Source organism: Stenotrophomonas sp. YJH_SMC_105-26, assembly GCF_059368915.1.
In genome coordinates this window covers 865,400-882,927 of record NZ_JCAFSD010000001.1, presented here as the reverse complement: position 1 = coordinate 882,927, position 17,528 = coordinate 865,400, and the positions used below count along the sequence as shown (strand labels likewise).

The 17,528-nt window shown below is 67.7% G+C and carries 13 protein-coding genes; 10 read left to right on the top strand and 3 right to left on the bottom strand.

The features are described from left to right. Positions 1–166: 166 nt before the first annotated feature. From AC5P7F_RS04115 to AC5P7F_RS04070, 10 genes are all read left to right on the top strand, one after another. A complete protein-coding gene (locus AC5P7F_RS04115; protein WP_164077450.1) occupies positions 167–1,150 on the top strand; it encodes a LysR family transcriptional regulator in 984 nt (327 codons plus the stop codon). A 613-nt stretch (positions 1,151–1,763) separates the two neighbouring features. Then, positions 1,764–2,183, top strand: coding sequence for a DUF2946 family protein (locus AC5P7F_RS04110; protein ID WP_164077449.1), 420 nt, complete (start codon positions 1,764–1,766; stop codon positions 2,181–2,183). 72 nt (positions 2,184–2,255) lie between these two features. After that, positions 2,256–4,319 (top strand): TonB-dependent copper receptor, encoded by a 2,064-nt coding sequence (locus tag AC5P7F_RS04105; protein ID WP_481462584.1) that lies wholly within the window; start codon positions 2,256–2,258, stop codon positions 4,317–4,319. Positions 4,320–4,592: 273 nt separating this feature from the next. Further along, on the top strand, positions 4,593–5,699 hold the full coding sequence (locus AC5P7F_RS04100) for an efflux RND transporter periplasmic adaptor subunit (protein ID WP_032957171.1): 1,107 nt from the start codon (positions 4,593–4,595) through the stop codon (positions 5,697–5,699). Then, positions 5,696–8,821 (top strand): efflux RND transporter permease subunit, encoded by a 3,126-nt coding sequence (locus tag AC5P7F_RS04095; protein WP_032957173.1) that lies wholly within the window; start codon positions 5,696–5,698, stop codon positions 8,819–8,821. Before AC5P7F_RS04100 ends, AC5P7F_RS04095 begins: the two co-directional genes overlap by 4 nt. Then, a complete protein-coding gene (locus AC5P7F_RS04090) occupies positions 8,814–9,416 on the top strand; it encodes a GNAT family N-acetyltransferase (RefSeq protein WP_075076060.1) in 603 nt (200 codons plus the stop codon). The genes AC5P7F_RS04095 and AC5P7F_RS04090 overlap by 8 nt, the downstream gene beginning before the upstream one ends. A 180-nt stretch (positions 9,417–9,596) precedes the next feature. Continuing rightward, complete coding sequence (locus tag AC5P7F_RS04085; RefSeq protein ID WP_049440417.1) at positions 9,597–11,105, top strand: alanine/glycine:cation symporter family protein; 1,509 nt, start codon at positions 9,597–9,599, stop codon at positions 11,103–11,105. Then, the gene (locus AC5P7F_RS04080) at positions 11,106–11,939 is read left to right on the top strand and encodes a TrmH family RNA methyltransferase (RefSeq protein WP_046432259.1); all 834 of its coding nucleotides are present in this window, start codon (positions 11,106–11,108) and stop codon (positions 11,937–11,939) included. Between the two features lie 166 nt (positions 11,940–12,105). Continuing rightward, positions 12,106–13,092: a hypothetical protein gene (locus AC5P7F_RS04075; protein WP_049404925.1), complete on the top strand. Its 987-nt coding sequence runs from the start codon at positions 12,106–12,108 to the stop codon at positions 13,090–13,092. Between the two features lie 10 nt (positions 13,093–13,102). After that, entirely contained in the window at positions 13,103–14,554 is a 1,452-nt protein-coding gene (locus AC5P7F_RS04070; protein WP_164077446.1) for an amino acid carrier protein, read from the top strand. A 60-nt stretch (positions 14,555–14,614) separates the two neighbouring features. Here AC5P7F_RS04070 and AC5P7F_RS04065 read toward each other — a convergent pair whose 3' ends face one another. The 3 genes from AC5P7F_RS04065 to AC5P7F_RS04055 form a co-directional block, all read right to left on the bottom strand. Next, positions 14,615–16,036, bottom strand: coding sequence for a M28 family peptidase (locus tag AC5P7F_RS04065; protein WP_495204138.1), 1,422 nt, complete (start codon positions 16,034–16,036; stop codon positions 14,615–14,617). Positions 16,037–16,280: 244 nt separating this feature from the next. After that, positions 16,281–16,685 carry a large-conductance mechanosensitive channel protein MscL gene (gene mscL / locus AC5P7F_RS04060; RefSeq protein WP_005418809.1) on the bottom strand — a complete coding sequence of 135 codons (405 nt, stop codon included), beginning with the start codon at positions 16,683–16,685 and terminating at the stop codon, positions 16,281–16,283. 54 nt (positions 16,686–16,739) lie between these two features. Further along, positions 16,740–17,456: a fumarylacetoacetate hydrolase family protein gene (locus AC5P7F_RS04055; RefSeq protein WP_019660190.1), complete on the bottom strand. Its 717-nt coding sequence runs from the start codon at positions 17,454–17,456 to the stop codon at positions 16,740–16,742. Positions 17,457–17,528: the final 72 nt, after the last annotated feature.

Genomic DNA, 17,528 nt, shown 5'->3' with positions numbered 1-17,528 from the left:
GAAGGGGGAGGGCTGGCTGTTCAGGCCAGCGGCTGCCGGCTGACCGTAGCGCCGGCATATGACGCCCGGAAATGACCAGATACCTTTCTTAAACAACCTTTGGTTATAAGCTGGTGACGGCAATTGACCCTAGAGTGGACCTCCGCCCCACGCCGCCTGCCTGCCCATGACGCTGACCCAGCTGCGCTACCTGGTTGCCATCGCCGACGCCGAGCTGAACATCACGCTGGCCGCCTCGCGCGTGCATGCCACCCAGCCCGGCTTGTCCAAGCAGCTCAAGCAGCTGGAGGACGAGCTGGGTTTCCTGTTGTTCGTGCGCAAGGGCCGCAGCCTGGAGTCGGTCACCCCGGCCGGGACCGAGGTGATCGCCCGCGCCCGCGCCGTGCTGGCCGAGGCCAACAACATCCGCACCTACGCCGCCAACCAGCGGCGCGAGAGCCAGGGCCAGCTGATCCTGACCACCACCCACACCCAGGCGCGCTTCGTGCTGCCGCCGGCGGTGGCGGCGATCAAGCAGGCTTACCCGCAGGTCAGCGTGCACCTGCAGCAGGCCGGTGAAGCCGACGCGCTGGATCGCTTGAACCAGGGTGACGCGGATATCGCCATCATCAGCACCGCTGGGGGGGAGCCCACCGATGGCATCGCGGTGCCACTGTTCCGCTGGCGACGCCTGGTGGTGGTGCCCAAGGGCCACCCGCTGGACCGCGCCGGGCGTGCACCGGACCTGGCCGTGCTGGCCCGGCAACCATTGATCAGCTACGAATCCTCGACCCGCCCGAATTCGTCGCTGCAGCGTGCGTTTGCCGCCAACGGGCTGGTGCCGGATCTGGCGCTGACCGCGCTGGATGCCGATCTGATCAAGACCTATGTGCGTACCGGCCTGGGCGTGGGCCTGCTGGCCGAAATGGCGGTCAGTTCCAACGACGAAGACCTGAGGTCGTGGCCGGCGCCGGACCCGATCAGCGAGTGCATCGCCTGGGCGGTGCTGCCGCGCGACCGCGTGCTGCGTGATTACGCGCTGGAGCTGGTGCATGTGCTGGCACCGCAGATCGATCCGCGCGACCTGCGGCGGGTGCTGGATGGCAACCAGGCGGCCGCGTGGCCGGTGCCACCGACCTGGGAATCACTGACCCAGACCATCACGGTGTGAGGTTGGTCGAGCAGGGCTTGCAGCCCTGCACCTGCCGAATCAATGGCAACAGCCGAAGCAACAGCTGGCTTCCGTGGGAGGCGAGGCGGTGTGGGCAGGCAGGACACGCCGTAAACCCATCCCTGGGGGCTCGATGGCGCCATCCATGGCGCCAACGGTCCTGTCTGCCCACACCGCCCCACCTCTGACAGATTTCGATGGCTGTTGGTAGGTGTCGACCTTGGTCGACACGGTAGATCCACGCCATGCGTGGATGAAAGCTGTCAGATATCGAAATACATCTGGGGTCAGATCCGTTTTCCTTCGGAAAACGGATCTGACCCCAAAGCCGTTCCAACAGACCGCAGGAAACTGTCGAAGGCGGGGTGGGTCCGGTTGCGGGAGTGTCTGCGGCATGGATGCCGCGGCCAAGCCCCCATGGATGGGTTTACGGCGTCTCCCGCAACCGGACCCGCCCCGCCATTCAACAGGAAGCCCGCTTTTGCTTTTGCTGTTGCTTCGGCTCTTGCCGTGGACGTGGCCTCTGCAGGTGCAGGGCGCAGCCCTGCCGATAAACCCCTCCTGCGACGGTTCGTCGCACGGGCAACCCTGGACCCGGCTCTACACTAGCGGGATGACCCGGCTGTCCCGCCCGCAGCGCCTTCTGCTCCAGCTTGCCGTCCTGGCGACGCTGCTGATGGTGCTTGCGCCGCTGGTCAGCCGCGCGCTGCAGGCGCAGCCGATGGACCACGCTGCGATGGCCGGCATGGACCACGCGCACATGCAGCATGATGGTGCCGTAGCGGGCCAGAGCCCCTTGCCCGGGCACACGGATCCGGCCCCACCGGTCGATCCCCACGCCATGCACGGCGAAGCCTGCGAATACTGCGTGCTGGCGATGCGCCTGCTGCCGTGGCTGGCCGTGCTTGTGCTGCTGTTGCCGCTGTTGTGGCGGCCGCGGCTGGTGTTCCCCTGGTCGCGGCAGGTGCTGCCCGCGCTGTGCTGGCCGGCGCATGCCGCGCGTGGGCCGCCGCCTTTCTCCATCGTTCGCTGATGTCCCTGTCGAATCTGCCGCACGACGCCTGACCGGGCGCCGTGCGCGCGTGCGTACCTTGGAGCTGTTCCGATGAAAATGACTTCCCGCCCCGCGGGCGCCTGTGCGCGCCTGCCGGTTGCCCTTGGCCTGGCCGTAGCTGCAACGCTCGCCCATGCCGAGCCCGCCGAAGAGGCGCGTACCCTCGACACCCTGGTGGTCACCGCTGCCGCACCGTCCTCGCCACTGCACTGGGTGACCGACCCACGCCTGCCGCGGCAGCCGGTACCCGCCAGTGATGGCGCCGATTACCTGAAGACCGTTCCCGGTTTCTCCGCCATCCGCAACGGCGGCACCAACGGTGACCCGGTGCTGCGCGGCATGTTCGGTTCGCGCCTGAACATCCTCAGCAATGACGGCAACCTGATCGGTGCCTGCCCGTCGCGCATGGACAATCCGCTGTCCTACATCGCGCCGGAAAGCTTCGACCGGCTGACCATCATCAAGGGCCCGCAGAGCGTGCGCTGGGGCGCAGGTGCCTCGGCTGGCACCGTACGCTTCGAGCGCGATACACCGCGCTTCGAAGAGCCGGGCCTGCGTGCCGATGCCAGTGCGCTGGTCGGTTCGCGCAACCGCAACGACCAGGTGCTCGACCTGACCCTGGGCAACCCGACCGGCTATGTGCGCGCCAGTGGCAACCGTTCCGAAGCCGATGACTACAAGGACGGCCACGGCGATGTGGTGCCATCGAAGTGGCGCAAGTGGAACGGTGACGTAGCGATCGGCTGGACGCCGGATGCCGACACGCTGCTGGAAATTTCTGCCGGTGCCGGAGATGCGATCGCACGCTATGCGGGACGCGGCATGGACGGGGCCGCGTTCGAACGCACCAGCTATGCCGCGCGCTTCGAGAAGCGCAACCTGCCGGGTGCGTGGGACACGGTGCAGGCCAACGTGTACTACAACGAGGCCGATCACGTGATGGACAACTACACGCTGCGTGCGCCGAACCCGAACAGCATGATGCCGACGCCGATGGCTTCGAACGTGGATCGCCGTACCCAGGGCGGCCGGGTCAGTTCCGAGTGGCGCTGGCAGGACGTGCAGCTGGTGGCGGGCGTGGACGGCGAAGACAGCCGCCATCGTGGGCGCATGGGCATGGGCCGCGGCACCTATCGCCAGGTGGCGTGGGAGACCGATGCCCACTTCCGCCGCTATGGCGTGTTCACCGAGTTGACCCTCGGCGCCGGCACCGATCAGCGTTGGATCAGCGGCCTGCGCATCGATCGCGCCAGCGTGTGCGACGAGCGGCAGTCGCTCCGCGGAATGATGGGCAACATGCCCAATCCGACTGCGGGCCAGCGTCGCAAGGAATGGCTCGGCAGTGGCTTCCTGCGCTACGAGCAGGACCTGGCCGACGGCCTGACCTGGTACGCCGGCCTCGGCCACAGTGAACGCATGCCCGACTACTGGGAGCTGTTCTCGCCCGACCACGGCCCGGCCGATGCGGTGAACGCGTTTGCCGGCATCCAGCCCGAGCGCACCACCCAGCTCGACGCTGGCCTGCAGTACAAGGGACCGCGCGTGCAGGCCTGGGTCTCGGCGTACGCCGGGCAGATCCAGGACTACATCCTGTTCACCTACCACCGCAGCGGCGCGATGGGGATGAGCCAGGCCAGCAACGTCGATGCGCGCATCGCCGGTGCCGAGGCGGGGCTGGAAGTGAGCGTGGCCGAACAGTGGAAGCTGGGTGGCACGCTGGCCTATGCCTGGGGCGAGAACCGCGACCAGCAGCGTCCGCTGCCGCAGATGCCGCCGCTGGAAGCGCGCCTGAGTGCGAACTGGGAAGGCCAGCGCTGGAGCGCCGGTGCGCTGCTGCGCGCGGTGACCCACCAGCACCGTGTCGCAGATGGCCAGGGCAACGTGGTCGCACAGGATCTCGGGCCGAGCGCGGGCTTTGCCACCTTCGCGCTCAACGCGGCGTACCGTTTCGGTTCGCAGCTGCAGCTCAGCGCAGGCGTCGACAACCTGTTCGACCGCGCCTTCAGCGAGCACCTGAACCTGGCCGGCAGCGCCGACTTCGGCTTCCCGGCCGACCCGGTGCGCATCAACGAGCCGGGGCGCAGCGTGTGGATGAAGCTGAACTACCGGTATTGATCCGCCGGATGTAAAAAAACGGGGCCGGATCCCCGCCAGGATCCGTCCCCGCCCGACGCCCTCCGTCGGGCAGCTTCGACTCTACGATGACTGACCCGGTGGTGCACGACGGGATACACCCCGATACACGCCGACACTGCCCATGGCAGCCTTGCACGGAATGGGTTCAAGGCGCTATCGCAGCCCTGGTTCCACGCCGGTAAACGCTTGGCACATACCGCTTTCAGGGGCACTTGCCTACACTCGGCGGCCGTGGATCAATTTGGACCGTTCATGTTGGCTCGTATCGCTTCGACCCTGGCCCTTGGCCTCAGCCTGGCCGTGCTGGCCGGGTGCGCAGGCAAACAGGAGGCCGCCGCGCGTCGGCAGGGAGAAGCGGTGCCGGTCACTGCGCAGGTCGTGCAGTCCCGTCAGTGGAGCGACACCCTGCAGGCGCTTGGCACGGCCAAGGCGCGCGAATCGATCAGCGTGACCGCCAAGGTCAGCGAGATCGTCGAGAAAGTGCATTTCGAAAGCGGCCAGCACATTGCTGCCGGTGCGCCGATCGTGACCCTGCGTGGGCAGGCCCAGGAGGCCGCACTGGTGCAGGCGCAGGCGACCTTCCATGAAGCCGATCAGCTGTACAAGCGCCAGCGCGAGCTGGCCGCCCAGCGGCTGGTGTCCAGCGCCACGCTGGATACGCAGAAGTCGATCCGCGATGCCGCCGAAGCGCGCGTGATGCAGATGCAGGCAGACATCGGTGATCGCCGTGTGCGCGCGCCGTTCGCCGGCGTGCTCGGCATCCGCCAGGTCAGCCCTGGCTCGCTGGTGACTCCGACCACGGTCATCGCCACGCTCGATGACATCGAGCACATGCACATCGATTTCCAGGTGCCTGAAGTGGAACTGGCTGCGCTGGGCGTCGGTGACAAGGTCAGCGCCACCAGCGTGGCCTGGCCGGGCCGCACCTTCGAGGGCGTGGTCAGCACCATCGATGCGCGCATCGACCCGGCCACCCGTGCCGTGACCGTGCGCGCCGACTTTGCCAACGGCGACCATGCGCTGCGTCCTGGCATGCTGCTGGACGTGCGCCTGTTCCGCCCCGAGCGCCCGGCGCTGGTGATTCCGGAAATCGCCGTGGTGCAGGTCGGTCGCGATACCTTCGTGTACCGCATCAAGGCTGACGACAGCGTCGAGCGTGTGGACGTGGTGACCGGCGCGCGCCGTGCCGGCGTGGTCGAGATCAGGCAGGGTCTGGAAGCGGGCCAGCGCATCGTGGTCGATGGCACCGGCAAGCTGCGTCCGGGCCTGAAGGTTGCCGCCAAGGACGCAGCGCCCGCCAGTGGTGCAAAGCCCGCTGAAGACGCTGCGCCGGCCGCGGCCGAGGGCCACGGCGGATGAAGCTGTCCGACATCTCCATCCAGCGGCCGGTGTTCGCCGTGGTGATGAGCCTGTTGCTGCTGGTGCTGGGCGTGATGTCCTTCACCCGCCTGACCCTGCGCGAACTGCCGGCCATCGACCCGCCGATCGTCTCGGTCTCGGTGGACTACACCGGCGCCTCGGCGGCGGTCATTGAAAGCCGCATCACCCAGGTGCTGGAAGATGCGCTGGCCGGCATCGAAGGCATCGATACGATCAACGCGCGCAGCACCAACGGCCGCTCGCAGGTCAGCATCGAGTTCACCTCCAACCGCGATATCGAAGCGGCGGCCAACGACGTGCGCGATGCGGTCAGCCGCGTGGCCGACCGCATGCCGGAAGAGGCGCGGCCACCGGAGATCGCCAAGGTCGAAAGCGATGCCGACCCCATCATCTGGTTCAACATGGTCTCCTCGACCATGGACACGCTGGAGCTGAGCGACTACGCCGACCGTTACGTGGTCGATCGCTTTTCCAGCCTCGATGGCGTGGCCCAGGTCCGCATCGGCGGCCGCCAGCGCTATGCGATGCGGATCTGGCTGGACCGGGACCAGCTGGCCGCACGCGGGCTGACCACCGGCGACGTGGAAACCGCGCTGCGCAACGAGAACGTGGAGCTGCCGGCCGGCCGCATCGAGTCGACCGACCGTGATTTCACCCTGCGCGTGGAGCGCAACTACATCAAGCCCGAAGATTTCGCGACCATCCCGCTGGGCAAGGGCCGCGACGGTTACGTGGTGCGCATGGGCGACGTGGCGAAGATCGAGCTGGCCTCGGCCGAACGCCGCGCATACTACCGCAGCAACGGCGAACCGGGCATCGGCCTGGGCATCGTCAAGACCTCCACGGCCAACTCGCTGGACGTGGCGCGTACCGCGCGCGCTGAAGCCGAGCGGGTGGCGCTGACCCTGCCCAAGGGCACGCAGATCTTCGTCGCCTTCGACAACACCACCTTCATCGAAGCGGCGGTGGACCGCGTCTACGCCACGCTGGTGGAGGCGATGATCCTGGTGCTGGTGGTGATCTGGCTGTTCCTCGGCAGTTTCCGCGCCGCGTTGATCCCGGCGGTGACGGTACCGGTCTGCCTGGTCGCGGCGTTCATCGCACTGTATGCGTTCGATTTCTCGATCAACCTGCTGACCCTGCTGGCGCTGGTGCTGTGCATCGGCCTGGTGGTGGACGATGCGATCGTGGTGGTGGAGAACGTGCAGCGCCGCATCGACCTGGGCGAACCCCCGCTGGTGGCCTCCAAGCGCGGCACCGCGCAGGTCGCCTTCGCGGTGATCGCCACCACCGCCGTGCTGGTGGCAGTGTTCCTGCCGGTCGGCTTCCTGGAAGGCAACACCGGGCGCCTGTTCCGCGAGCTGGCAGTGGCGCTGGCCGCCGCCGTGGCGTTGTCCGCGTTCGTGGCGCTCACACTGACGCCGATGATGGCCTCCAAGCTGCTCAAGCCGCACACCGGGCAGGCGCCACGTGGCCTGCACGGCTTCATCAACCGCAACCTGGAGCGCCTCGCGGGTGCCTATGGGCGGGTGCTCGATCACCATGTCGACCGCACCTGGATCTACCTGCTGGTGATGGTGGCCGCGCTGGTCGCCAGCTGGGGCCTGCTCAAGCTGCTGCCCTCGGAACTGGCGCCGGCCGAAGACCGCGGTTCGTTCCAGATCATGATCGACGGCCCGGAAGGTGCCGGCTACGACTACACCGTGCAGCAGGTGCAGCAGGTGGAGGCGCTGCTGGCCCCGCATGTCGGCCCGGACAAGCCGATCGTGCGTGCCAACCCGCGCGTGCCCGGTGGCTTCGGTGCCAGCGAGGAAATGCACACCGGCCGCGTCAGCATCTTCCTGCAGCCGTGGCGCCAGCGCAGCGAGGCCACGCCGGACGTGGCCAACGAACTGCAGAAGGAACTGGACACCATCCGTGGCGTGCGTGTGCGTACCCAGGTCGGTGGCGGCCTGGTGCGCAGCGGCGGGCAGCCGTTCCAGATCGTGCTGGGTGGGCCGGAATACGCGGAGATCGCGCAGTGGCGCGACCGCATCCTGCTGCGCATGGCCGACAACCCCGGCCTGGTCGGCCCCGACTCGGACTACAAGGAAACCCGGCCGCAGATGCGGGTCAACATCGACCGCCAGCGTGCGGCCGATCTCGGCGTGCCGGTCACCGCGATCGGTTCGGCGCTGGAAACCATGATGGGCTCGCGCCGCGTCACCACCTTCGTCGACAACGGCGAGGAGTACGACGTGCTGGTGCAGGCCGGACGTGACGGTCGCGCCAGCCCGGCCGACCTGGCCGCGATCCGCGTGCGCGCCACCTCTGGCGAACTGGTGCCGCTGTCCAACCTGGTCACGTTGAGCGAAGTGGCCGAGGCCGGCACCCTGAACCGCTTCAACCGCCTGCGCTCGATCACCATCAGTGCCGGCCTGGCGCCGGGCTATCCGCTGGGCGAGGCCATTGCCTGGGCGCAGAACGTGGCCCAGGAAGAGCTGCCGCAGTACGCGCAGGTGAACTGGAAGGGTGAATCGCGCGAGTACCAGAGCGCCGGTGGCGCCGTGCTGCTCACTTTCGCCATGGCCCTGCTGGTGGTCTACCTGGTGCTGGCCGCGCAGTTCGAGAGCTTCATCCACCCGCTCACCATCATGCTGACCGTGCCGCTGGGCGTGCTCGGCGCGCTGGTCGGGTTGTGGGTGAGTGGCGGTACGGTGAACCTGTTCAGCCAGATCGGCATCGTGATGCTGGTTGGCCTGGCCGCGAAGAACGGCATCCTCATCGTCGAATTCGCCAACCAGCTGCGCGACGATGGGCGCAGCGTGCGCGAGGCGATCATTGAATCGGCGATGGTGCGCCTGCGCCCGATCCTGATGACCTCGATCGCCACCGTGGTCGGCGCCATTCCGCTGGTGGTGGCCGGTGGTCCCGGTTCGGCCAGCCGTGGCACGATCGGCATCGTGATCATCTTCGGCGTGACCCTCTCGACCTTCCTGTCGCTGTTCGTGGTGCCGGCGTTCTACGCGCGGCTTGCCCCGTACACCCGTTCGCCGGAAGCGGTGAAGCGCGAGCTGGAGAAGCAGGAAGCGGAATCGCCGTCGGTGGGCGGCCATGCCTGACCGGCACACCGACGGGATCGGGTCCCTCGCTGACGGGGTCGGACCCCTTTCCCAAAGGGAAAGGGCTCTGACGCCACTTCGAGGCGACGGCTTCCAGCTGCGCCCCTGGCGCCCGGATGATCTGGAATCGCTGCTGCGCCACGCCAACGATCCCGAGGTGTCGCGCGGCCTGCGCGACCGTTTCCCGTACCCGTACACGCGTACCGATGGCGAGGCCTTTCTCGCCGGCCGCGTGCTGGCCCCCGGAACCCTGAATCTGGCCATCGAGATCGACGGCCAGGCCTGCGGCAGCGTCGCTGCCCAGCAGGGCATGGCCGAGCGTGGGCACACCGCCGAACTGGGCTACTGGCTGGGCCAGGCCTATTGGGGGCACGGCGTGATGACCCGTGTGGTCGGGCTGTTCGCACCGTGGGTGATGGACGAGCTGCGCCTGTTCAGGCTGCAGGCCACGGTCGTCGACTTCAACCTCGGCTCGGCGCGGGTGCTGGAGAAGAACGGCTTCCAGGAGGAGGGCGTGGAGCGCTGCGCGGTCTACAAGCGCGGCGTGCTGCACGACCTTCGCCGTTTCGCCCGGGTACGCACCCAGCTGCCGTGAACACGCGGGCTGGCCGTTGTAGAGCCGAGCCCATGCTCGGCTGCCCTCGGGGGCCCAAGCCGAGCATGGGCTCGGCTCTACAAGACAGCGCTACCGCAGCGGCCTGCGATCAGGGAGAATCGACCGGTCCCTTCCAGCCGACGGGACGTCCTTACAACCCGCCGACTGGAGAGAGCGCGCGTGGAAGCAACCGTACACTTCATCAACAGCATCATCTGGAGCAAGGCACTGATCTTCGTGTGCCTGGGCGCCGGCCTGTTCTTCAGCCTGCGCACGCGCTTCATGCAGATCCGCGGCTTCTTCGAGATGTGCCGCCTCACCGTCAAGGGTGAGAAATCCGACGCCGGCGTGTCCTCGTTCCAGGCCCTCGCCATGTCGATGGCCGGCCGCATGGGCATCGGCAACATCGCCGGCGTGGCTACGGCCATCGCCTTCGGCGGCCCCGGTGCGATCTTCTGGATGTGGGTGATGGGCTTCCTCGGCGCGTCCACGTCGTATGTGGAATGCACCCTGGCGCAGATCTACAAGACCAAGGACGCCGAAGGCCGCTACCGCGGTGGCCCGGCGTACTACATCGAAAAGGCCATGGGCCTGAAGTGGTACGCGCTGGCCTTCGCCATCGCCACGATCATCGCCGCCGGCTTCCTGATGCCGGGCGTACAGGCCAACGCCATTGCCGACAGCATCATCAACGCCTGCCGTGGCACCGCGCTGTGCGGTCCGCTCGATGGCCAGGCCTTCGGCATGGAATCGGTGCAGGCGCTGAAGCTGGGCATCGGCATCGTGGTGGCGCTGCTGCTGGGCGTGGTGATCTTCGGTGGCGTCAAGCGTATCGCCAACTTCGCCGAAGTGGTGGTGCCGTTCATGGCCGCCGGTTTCATCCTGATGGCCATCATCATCATGATCATCAACTACGACCGCGTGCCGGAAATGTTCGGCATCATCTTCAAGAGTGCCTTCGGCACGCATGCCGCATTCGGCGCGATGATGGGCCTGGCGGTGGAGTGGGGCATCAAGCGCGGCATCTATGCCAACGAAGCCGGCCAGGGCTCGGGCCCGCATGCAGCGGCCGCCTCGGAAGTCTCGCACCCGGCCAAGCAGGGCTACGTGCAGGCCTTCGCGATCTACTTCGACACCATGATGGTGTGCACCGCCACCGCGTTCCTGATCCTGGCCAGTGGTACCTACAACGTGTACTCGCCGGTGGAGGGCGCCGCGCCGATCTTCCAGGGCCTGGCCGGCATTCCCGAAGGTGCGGGCTACGCCCAGGCCGGCGTGGAAGCGGTGCTGCCGGGCTGGGGTTCGGCGTTCGTGTCGGTGGCCATCTTCTTCTTCGCCTTCACCACCATCATGGCGTACTACTACATGGCCGAGACCAACCTCAGCTATGTGAACCACAACAGGAAGCGCCCGCTGACCGTGCTGGTGCTGCGCCTGGGCATCATCGGCATGGTGGTGTTCGGCGCGTTCCATAATGCGACCCTGGCCTGGGCGCTGGGTGACATCGGCGTCGGCCTGATGGCCTGGCTGAACATCATTGCCATCCTCATCATCCAGAAGCCGGCGATGCTGGCCCTGCGTGACTACGAACGACAGAAGAAGCTGGGCCTGGATCCGGTGTTCGACCCTGATGCCCTGGGCATCAAGAACGCCGATTTCTGGCGCCAGCGCAAGCAGGAGAGTGTGTAAGTGAACAACCCCTGGAACAACCGCCGCCCGTCCGCCCGTCCGCCGCGCGCAACGCCGTTGCCGCGCCCGGAGGTGCCGGCCACGGGCGGTGGTGGGCGCGGTGGCAGCGACGAGCTGCGCCTGTACGGCCTGAATGCCGTGCTGGCCGCGTTCGAAGCGCGGCCACAGGCGCTGCGCAAGCTGTACCTGCTGGAGGCGCGCATTCCGCGCCTCCAGCCGCTGCTGAAGTGGTGCGTGGCCAACCGCGTGGGGTATCGCGTGGTTGAAGACGGCGATCTGAACAAGCTTGCCGGCACCACCCACCACGAAGGCGTGGTGGCCGATGTGCTGCGCGCACCGGCGCTGCCTCTGGCGCAGTGGCTGGAGCAGGTCGGCGACGGCCCGGCGCTGGCGCTGTGGCTTGATGGCGTGGGCAACCCGCACAACCTCGGTGCGATCCTGCGCTCGGCCGCACACTTCGGCGCCAAGGCGCTGCTGCTGCCGGCCGGCAGCACGCTGGCGCTGTCCGGTGCCGCCGCGCGCGTGGCCGAGGGCGGTGCAGAAGCGGTGCCGCTGGTGCAGCTGCCGGAGACCGCCCAGGCGATGACGCAGCTGCGTGCGGCCGGCTTCGGCCTGGCGGCGACCCTGGTGGAGGGCGGTGACGACGTGTTCCGCACCTCGCTGCCGGCCCGCCTGGTGTATGTGATGGGCGCCGAAGGCGAGGGCATGGACCGCAGCCTGGCGGGAGCGTGCGACCAGCAGGTCTCGATTCCCGGCAGCGGCGCGGTGGAGAGCCTGAACGTGGCCTCGGCCACGGCGGTACTGCTGGCGCAGTGGGCGAGCCGCCGCGGCTGATCCGGTATCCCGGGTCGGATCCCTCGCCGCAGGCGAGGGCTCTGACCCCTTCCAGGGTCCGTAATTGCGTCAAGCGCGCATGATGTTTTGAAAGTTTCCTTATTGGTCAGCCGCTTCCGGCAACGCAGGGTGGAACTCCATCCCACGTTGTCCAGAAGAGGCTGCCATGCATCACCCACGCTGTATCCTCATCGCATTGCTGGTCCTGACCAGCGTCCTTGCCAACGGCCGTGCCGCAGCCAGCGAACGCAGCCTGGACGGCGTCAACTTCACCGGGCCGCTGATCACCCCCAACCCGGCTGGCCTGCCGCAGGGCAACTGGTACATCGAACCCTATCTGGTGCGGATCGACAGCCGCGATCATTACGACGATGGCGGCCATCGCCGCCGCAGTGGGCAACGCAGCGGCGCATGGGCAACGGTGGTACCGATCATCTACGGCTTCAGCGACCGGGTGATGGGGCAGGTCAATCTCAGTGCATCGCGTGCCGAACAGGGCGGAGCGCGCAGCAGTGGTTTCCGTGCCGGTGACACCACCGCGCGCCTGCAGTACCTGTTGCAGGCGCCCAATGCCGATGGCACGCGTCCGGCCATCTCGGTCGCGCTGGTGCAGCGCTTCAGCACCGGCAGCCATGACCGCATCACCGGCAATCCGCTCGATGCGCAGGGCGACGGTGTGCAGCGCACCACTGCCGCATTGGGCGTGCAGCAGGTGGTCTGGCTGGGTAACGACCGCCCGCTGCGCTGGCGTGCCCAGCTCAGCGCCGGGCCTGCGCCGTCGCGGACGGCGATCTCCGGGGCCAGCGTCTACGGCACCGACGACAGCTTCCAGGGGCACATCTCCCGGGGGTCGGTGCTGGGCCTGTCGGTCGGCGCCGAGTACAGCTTCAATCCGCGCTGGGTGGGCGTGATGGAAGTGGCCGCCAGCCGCGAGACCGGCCAGCGCCTGAGGGGTTTCGCGCGCAACGCCAGCGGTGGTTTCGAACGCATCGACGAGCATCGCCCGGCCAGCCGCAGCGTCACCCTGGCGCCAGCCGTGGAGTACCACTTCAGCCCGTCACTGGGCCTGATCGCCGGCGTCGAGTTCAGCGTGGCCGGCCGCAACACCGGCCGCATCATCAGCCCCCAGGTCGCCCTGGGCATGTTCTTCTGAGGGGCCGCCGATGAACATCGAATCCATCGTCAACGCGATCCTCGGCATCGTCTGGAGCCCCTACCTGGTGGTGCTGTGCCTGCTCACCGGGCTGTACTTCAGTGTGCGCACTCGCTTCATCCAGCTGCGTGCATTGCCGGACATGCTGCGCCTGATGTTCCGCCATGAGCGCTCCGATGCCGGCGTGTCGCCGTTCCAGGCGTTGTCCCTTTCGCTGTCCAGCCGCGTGGGCGTGGGCAACATCGCCGGCGTCGCCATGGCCATCGCCTTCGGCGGGCCCGGCGCGATCTTCTGGATGTGGATCGTCGCCTTCCTTGGCGCATCCAGTGCCTTCATCGAATCCACGCTCGCGCAGATCTACAAGGACCGCGACGGCAAGGGGCAGTACCGGGGCGGCCCGGCGTACTACATCGAAAAAGGCCTCGGCCAACGCTGGTATGCAGTGCTGTTCGCACTGGTGACGGTGCTGGCGGGCGCGATGCTGGCTGGCACGCAGTCCAATGCGATCACCAGCGCGGTGAACGAAGCCTGGGACGTGCCGGTGATGACCACCACCGCGGTTCTGCTGGTGGTGCTGGGCGCCATCCTCATCGGCGGTGTACGGCGCATTGCGCGCGTGGCCGAATGGGTGGTGCCGCTGATGGCCGTGGCCTACCTGCTGGTCGCGGCGCTGGTGATGGTGCTCAACGCGGACAGGGTGCCGGAGGTGATCATGCTGGTGCTGCGCAGTGCATTCGGCGTGGATGCGGCGTTCGGCGCGATGATCGGCACCGCCATCCAGTGGGGCGTGCGCCGTGGCGTGCTGTCCAACGAGGCCGGCATGGGCAGTGGTGCGCATCCGGCCGCCGCCGCGGAAGTCTCGCATCCGGTCAAGCAGGGCCTGGTGCAGTCGTTCTCGGTCTACATCGACACAATGGTGGTGTGCAGTGCGACCGCCTTCCTGATCCTGTCCACCGGCCTGTACAACGTCTACGACCCGGCGGTGAACGGTATTCCGGATGAGGCGCGCCTGCTGCTGGGCAATCTGCCGGGTGTCGAAGCCGGCCCACGCTTCGTGCAGCACGCGGTGGAATCGACGCTGCCGGGCTTCGGCCGTTCGTTCGTGGCGCTGGCGATCCTGCCGTTTGCGTTCACCACCATCCTGGCGCTGTATTACATGGCCGAGACCAACGTCAGCTATCTGTGCCGCGATCGGCCGGCGGCGTGGCTGATGGGCGTCTTCCAGTTGCTGTTCCTGGCAGCGACCGGCTACTCGGCGGTGAACAGTGCCACAGTGGCCTGGTCGCTGGGCGACATCGGCGTCGGCCTGATGAGCTGGCTGAACATCATCGCCATCCTGCTGCTGCAAAGGCCTGCCCTGGCCGCACTGCGCGATTACGAGGCGCAGAAGCGCAAGCAGCGTGATCCGCTGTTCAAGCCGCAGACGATCGGGGTAAGCAACACCCGGGTCTGGGAGAGCTAATACGATCAGGGGTCAGATCCCTCGCCAAGGGCGAGGGCTCTGACCCCCTGTGTCACCGCATCACTCGTTCGGCGGCGTGGTCGCCTTGGCCTCGCTGCCGAAGCTGCCGTCGGCTTCCGCCGCCAGGTACGCGAACACGGTATACGCGGCCACGTTCTGCGCCAGCGCCTTCGGGTCGATCTTGTCCAGCGTGTCGTCGGCGGTGTGGTGCAGGTGGAAGTAGTCCGAGCCATCCTGCACCAGCCACGCCCACGCACCGCCCTTGGCGGCCAGCGGGCCGACGTCCGGGCCCGGGCCACCCTTGTCGGCCTGGTACTCGATGCCCAGCGGCTTCATTACTTCGGCAATCTGCTTCGTCGCTTCACGCGAGCCTTCCGGATTCGGTGAACCGGTATTGAAGGCGTAGATGCGGCCTGCGCCGAAGTCGCTCTCGGCGGCCAGCTGGTGCAGGGCCACGTCCTTGGCGTGTGCCTCGGCATAGGCCTTGCCGCCGTAGAGGCCCTGTTCCTCGTTGGCGAAGGCGATCACGCGGATGGTGCGCTTCGGTGCCTGCTTGAGCTGGCCGATCAGGTGGCCGGCGGCCATCGTGATGCCCACGCCCGCGCCGTCATCCACGGCGCCGGTGCCCAGGTCCCACGAATCCAGGTGACCACCGATCACCACCACTTCCTTCGGCAGGCTGCGGCCGGTGATCTCGCCGATCACGTTGTACGAGGTGGCGGTGCCGTCCCAGCCGCAATCCAGTGCCACCTTCACCGTGGTGCTGCCACGCGCCAGCAGGCGGGCCAGCTGGTCGGCATCGGGCACCGACAGCGCGGCCGACGGCACCGGGGTCAGGCCGTCATCGAAACGGGTGATGCCGGTGTGCGGCACGCGGTGCGAGTCGGTACCGGCCGAGCGCATCAGGAAGCCGACCGCGCCCTTGCGGATGGCTTCGGATGGGCCCTTGCTGCGGATCGCACCGCCGCGGCCGTAATCGCGGCCATCGCGGAAGGGCAGCATCTGGTAATCGACGAAGGCGATCTTGCCCTTCAGCGAACCTGCCGGTGCGGCCTGCAGCGCGGCCAGGTCGGCGAAGCGCACCACCTCGGCTTCCACGGTGCCACCCGGGCTGCCGCCCAGTGCGGTGATCTGCAGCGGCTGCGGGTTCCTGCCGGTCACGGCGGCGTGTTCGCTGCGACGCTCCCATTTCGGGAACGTCACCGGCTCCTTCCAGACCTTGTCGAAGCCCAGGGCCTTGAACTTGGCTTCGGCCCAGGCAACGGCGCGGGCATCGGCTTCGCTGCCGGCGATGCGCGGACCAATCTCGGTGGTGAGCGACTCGACCACCTTCCAGCCGGTGTCATCGGCCAGCGCCTGGTCGCGCAGCTGCGCGGCGGTCGCCAGCGAGGCGGGGGGCAGGGTGGTGGTGCGCGGTGCCGCGAAGGCCGGGGCGGCCAACAGGGCGAGGGAGGATGCGATGGCAAGGACGCGGCGACGCATGGACAACTCCGGGAAGGGACCTAAGCCTTGGAGCTTAACAGTCGTTCAGCCCGGCGCATGGGCGGGAGGTCATGGCTGGCGCGGATGCTGTTTTCCGCCAGATGCAGCAAAGCGAAAGCCCCGCCGGAGCGGGGCTTTCGCCTGCTTCTGTAGAGCCGAGCCCATGCTCGGCTGCCTTTGCAGATCAGCCGAGCGTGGGCTCGGCTCTACAGGTGGGAGGGGCGCCCATAGGCGCCCGGTACCCTTACTTCTTCAGGCTGTCGCGGATCTCGCGCAGCAGCACCACTTCTTCGGCCGGCGCCGCCGGTGCCGCTTCCTTCTTGCGCGACAGGCGGTTGATCGCCTTGACCACGATGAAGATCGCGAAAGCCACGATCACGAACTGGATGACGGTGTTGATGAAGTCGCCGTAGCCAACCACCACCGCCGGGATCTCCTTGCCATCCGGTCCGAGCCGGGCTGGCGACAACGTCCAGGCCAGGCTGGAGAAGTCCACGCGGCCGATCAGGTAGCCCAGCGGTGGCATGATGATCTTCTCGACCAGTGCGGTCACGATCTTGCCGAAGGCCGCGCCGATCACCACGCCGACGGCGAGGTCGATGACGTTGCCGCGCATCGCGAATTCCTTGAACTCGGTGAGCATTCCCATTGTTGTTTTTCTCCGGTGGGGAAGTGGACAGCGCGCAGGGTAGCGCAGGTGATGTCAGCCGGCGATCACGCCGTGGCGCTCGGCCACGTTTTCCAGGCGCGCGCTGAAGCGGTCGCCGGGCTTGAGCGCGGCCACGCCGGACGGCGTGCCCATGAACACCAGGTCGCCGGCACGCAGCTGCCACAGCTTGGACAGCTCATGCAGGATCTCCGGCACGTTCCAGATCATCTGGTCGAGCAGAGCCTGCTGGCGCACCTCGCCGTTGACCTCCAGCGACAGGTTCAGCGCGGCCAGGTCGCCGACTTCCTCGGCGTGGACGATTTCGCTGATCGGCGCGGAGGCGTCGAAGCCCTTGGCCGCGTCCCACGGGTGGCCCTTGTCCTTGGCCGCGGCCTGCAGGTCGCGGCGGGTCAGGTCCAGGCCGACGGCATAGCCGTAGACCAGTGCGTCGGCGTCGGCCACGGCCAGCTCGCCGGCGGGCGCATCGCGGCCGATCGCCACCACCAGCTCCACTTCGTGGTGCAGGTTGGCGGTCGCTGGCGGGTAGGGGATTGCATCGTCGTGGCCGACCACGATCGCATCGGCTGGCTTGCTGAAGAACATCGGGCGGCCACGGTCATCGGCCGCCGGCACTGCCGCACCCATTTCGCGGGCGTGGTCGGCAAAGTTGCGGCCGACGCAGTAGATGCGGTGCACGGGGAAACTGCCACCACCGGCTACCGGCACACGCGGCAAGGCTACGGCAGGGATCACATCGGAGACATCGGACATGCGGGCATCCAGGAAGGGCGTGCCCGCAGTCTAGAACGCATGGCGCCCGCCGTCAGCGGGCGCGGAGGAGGT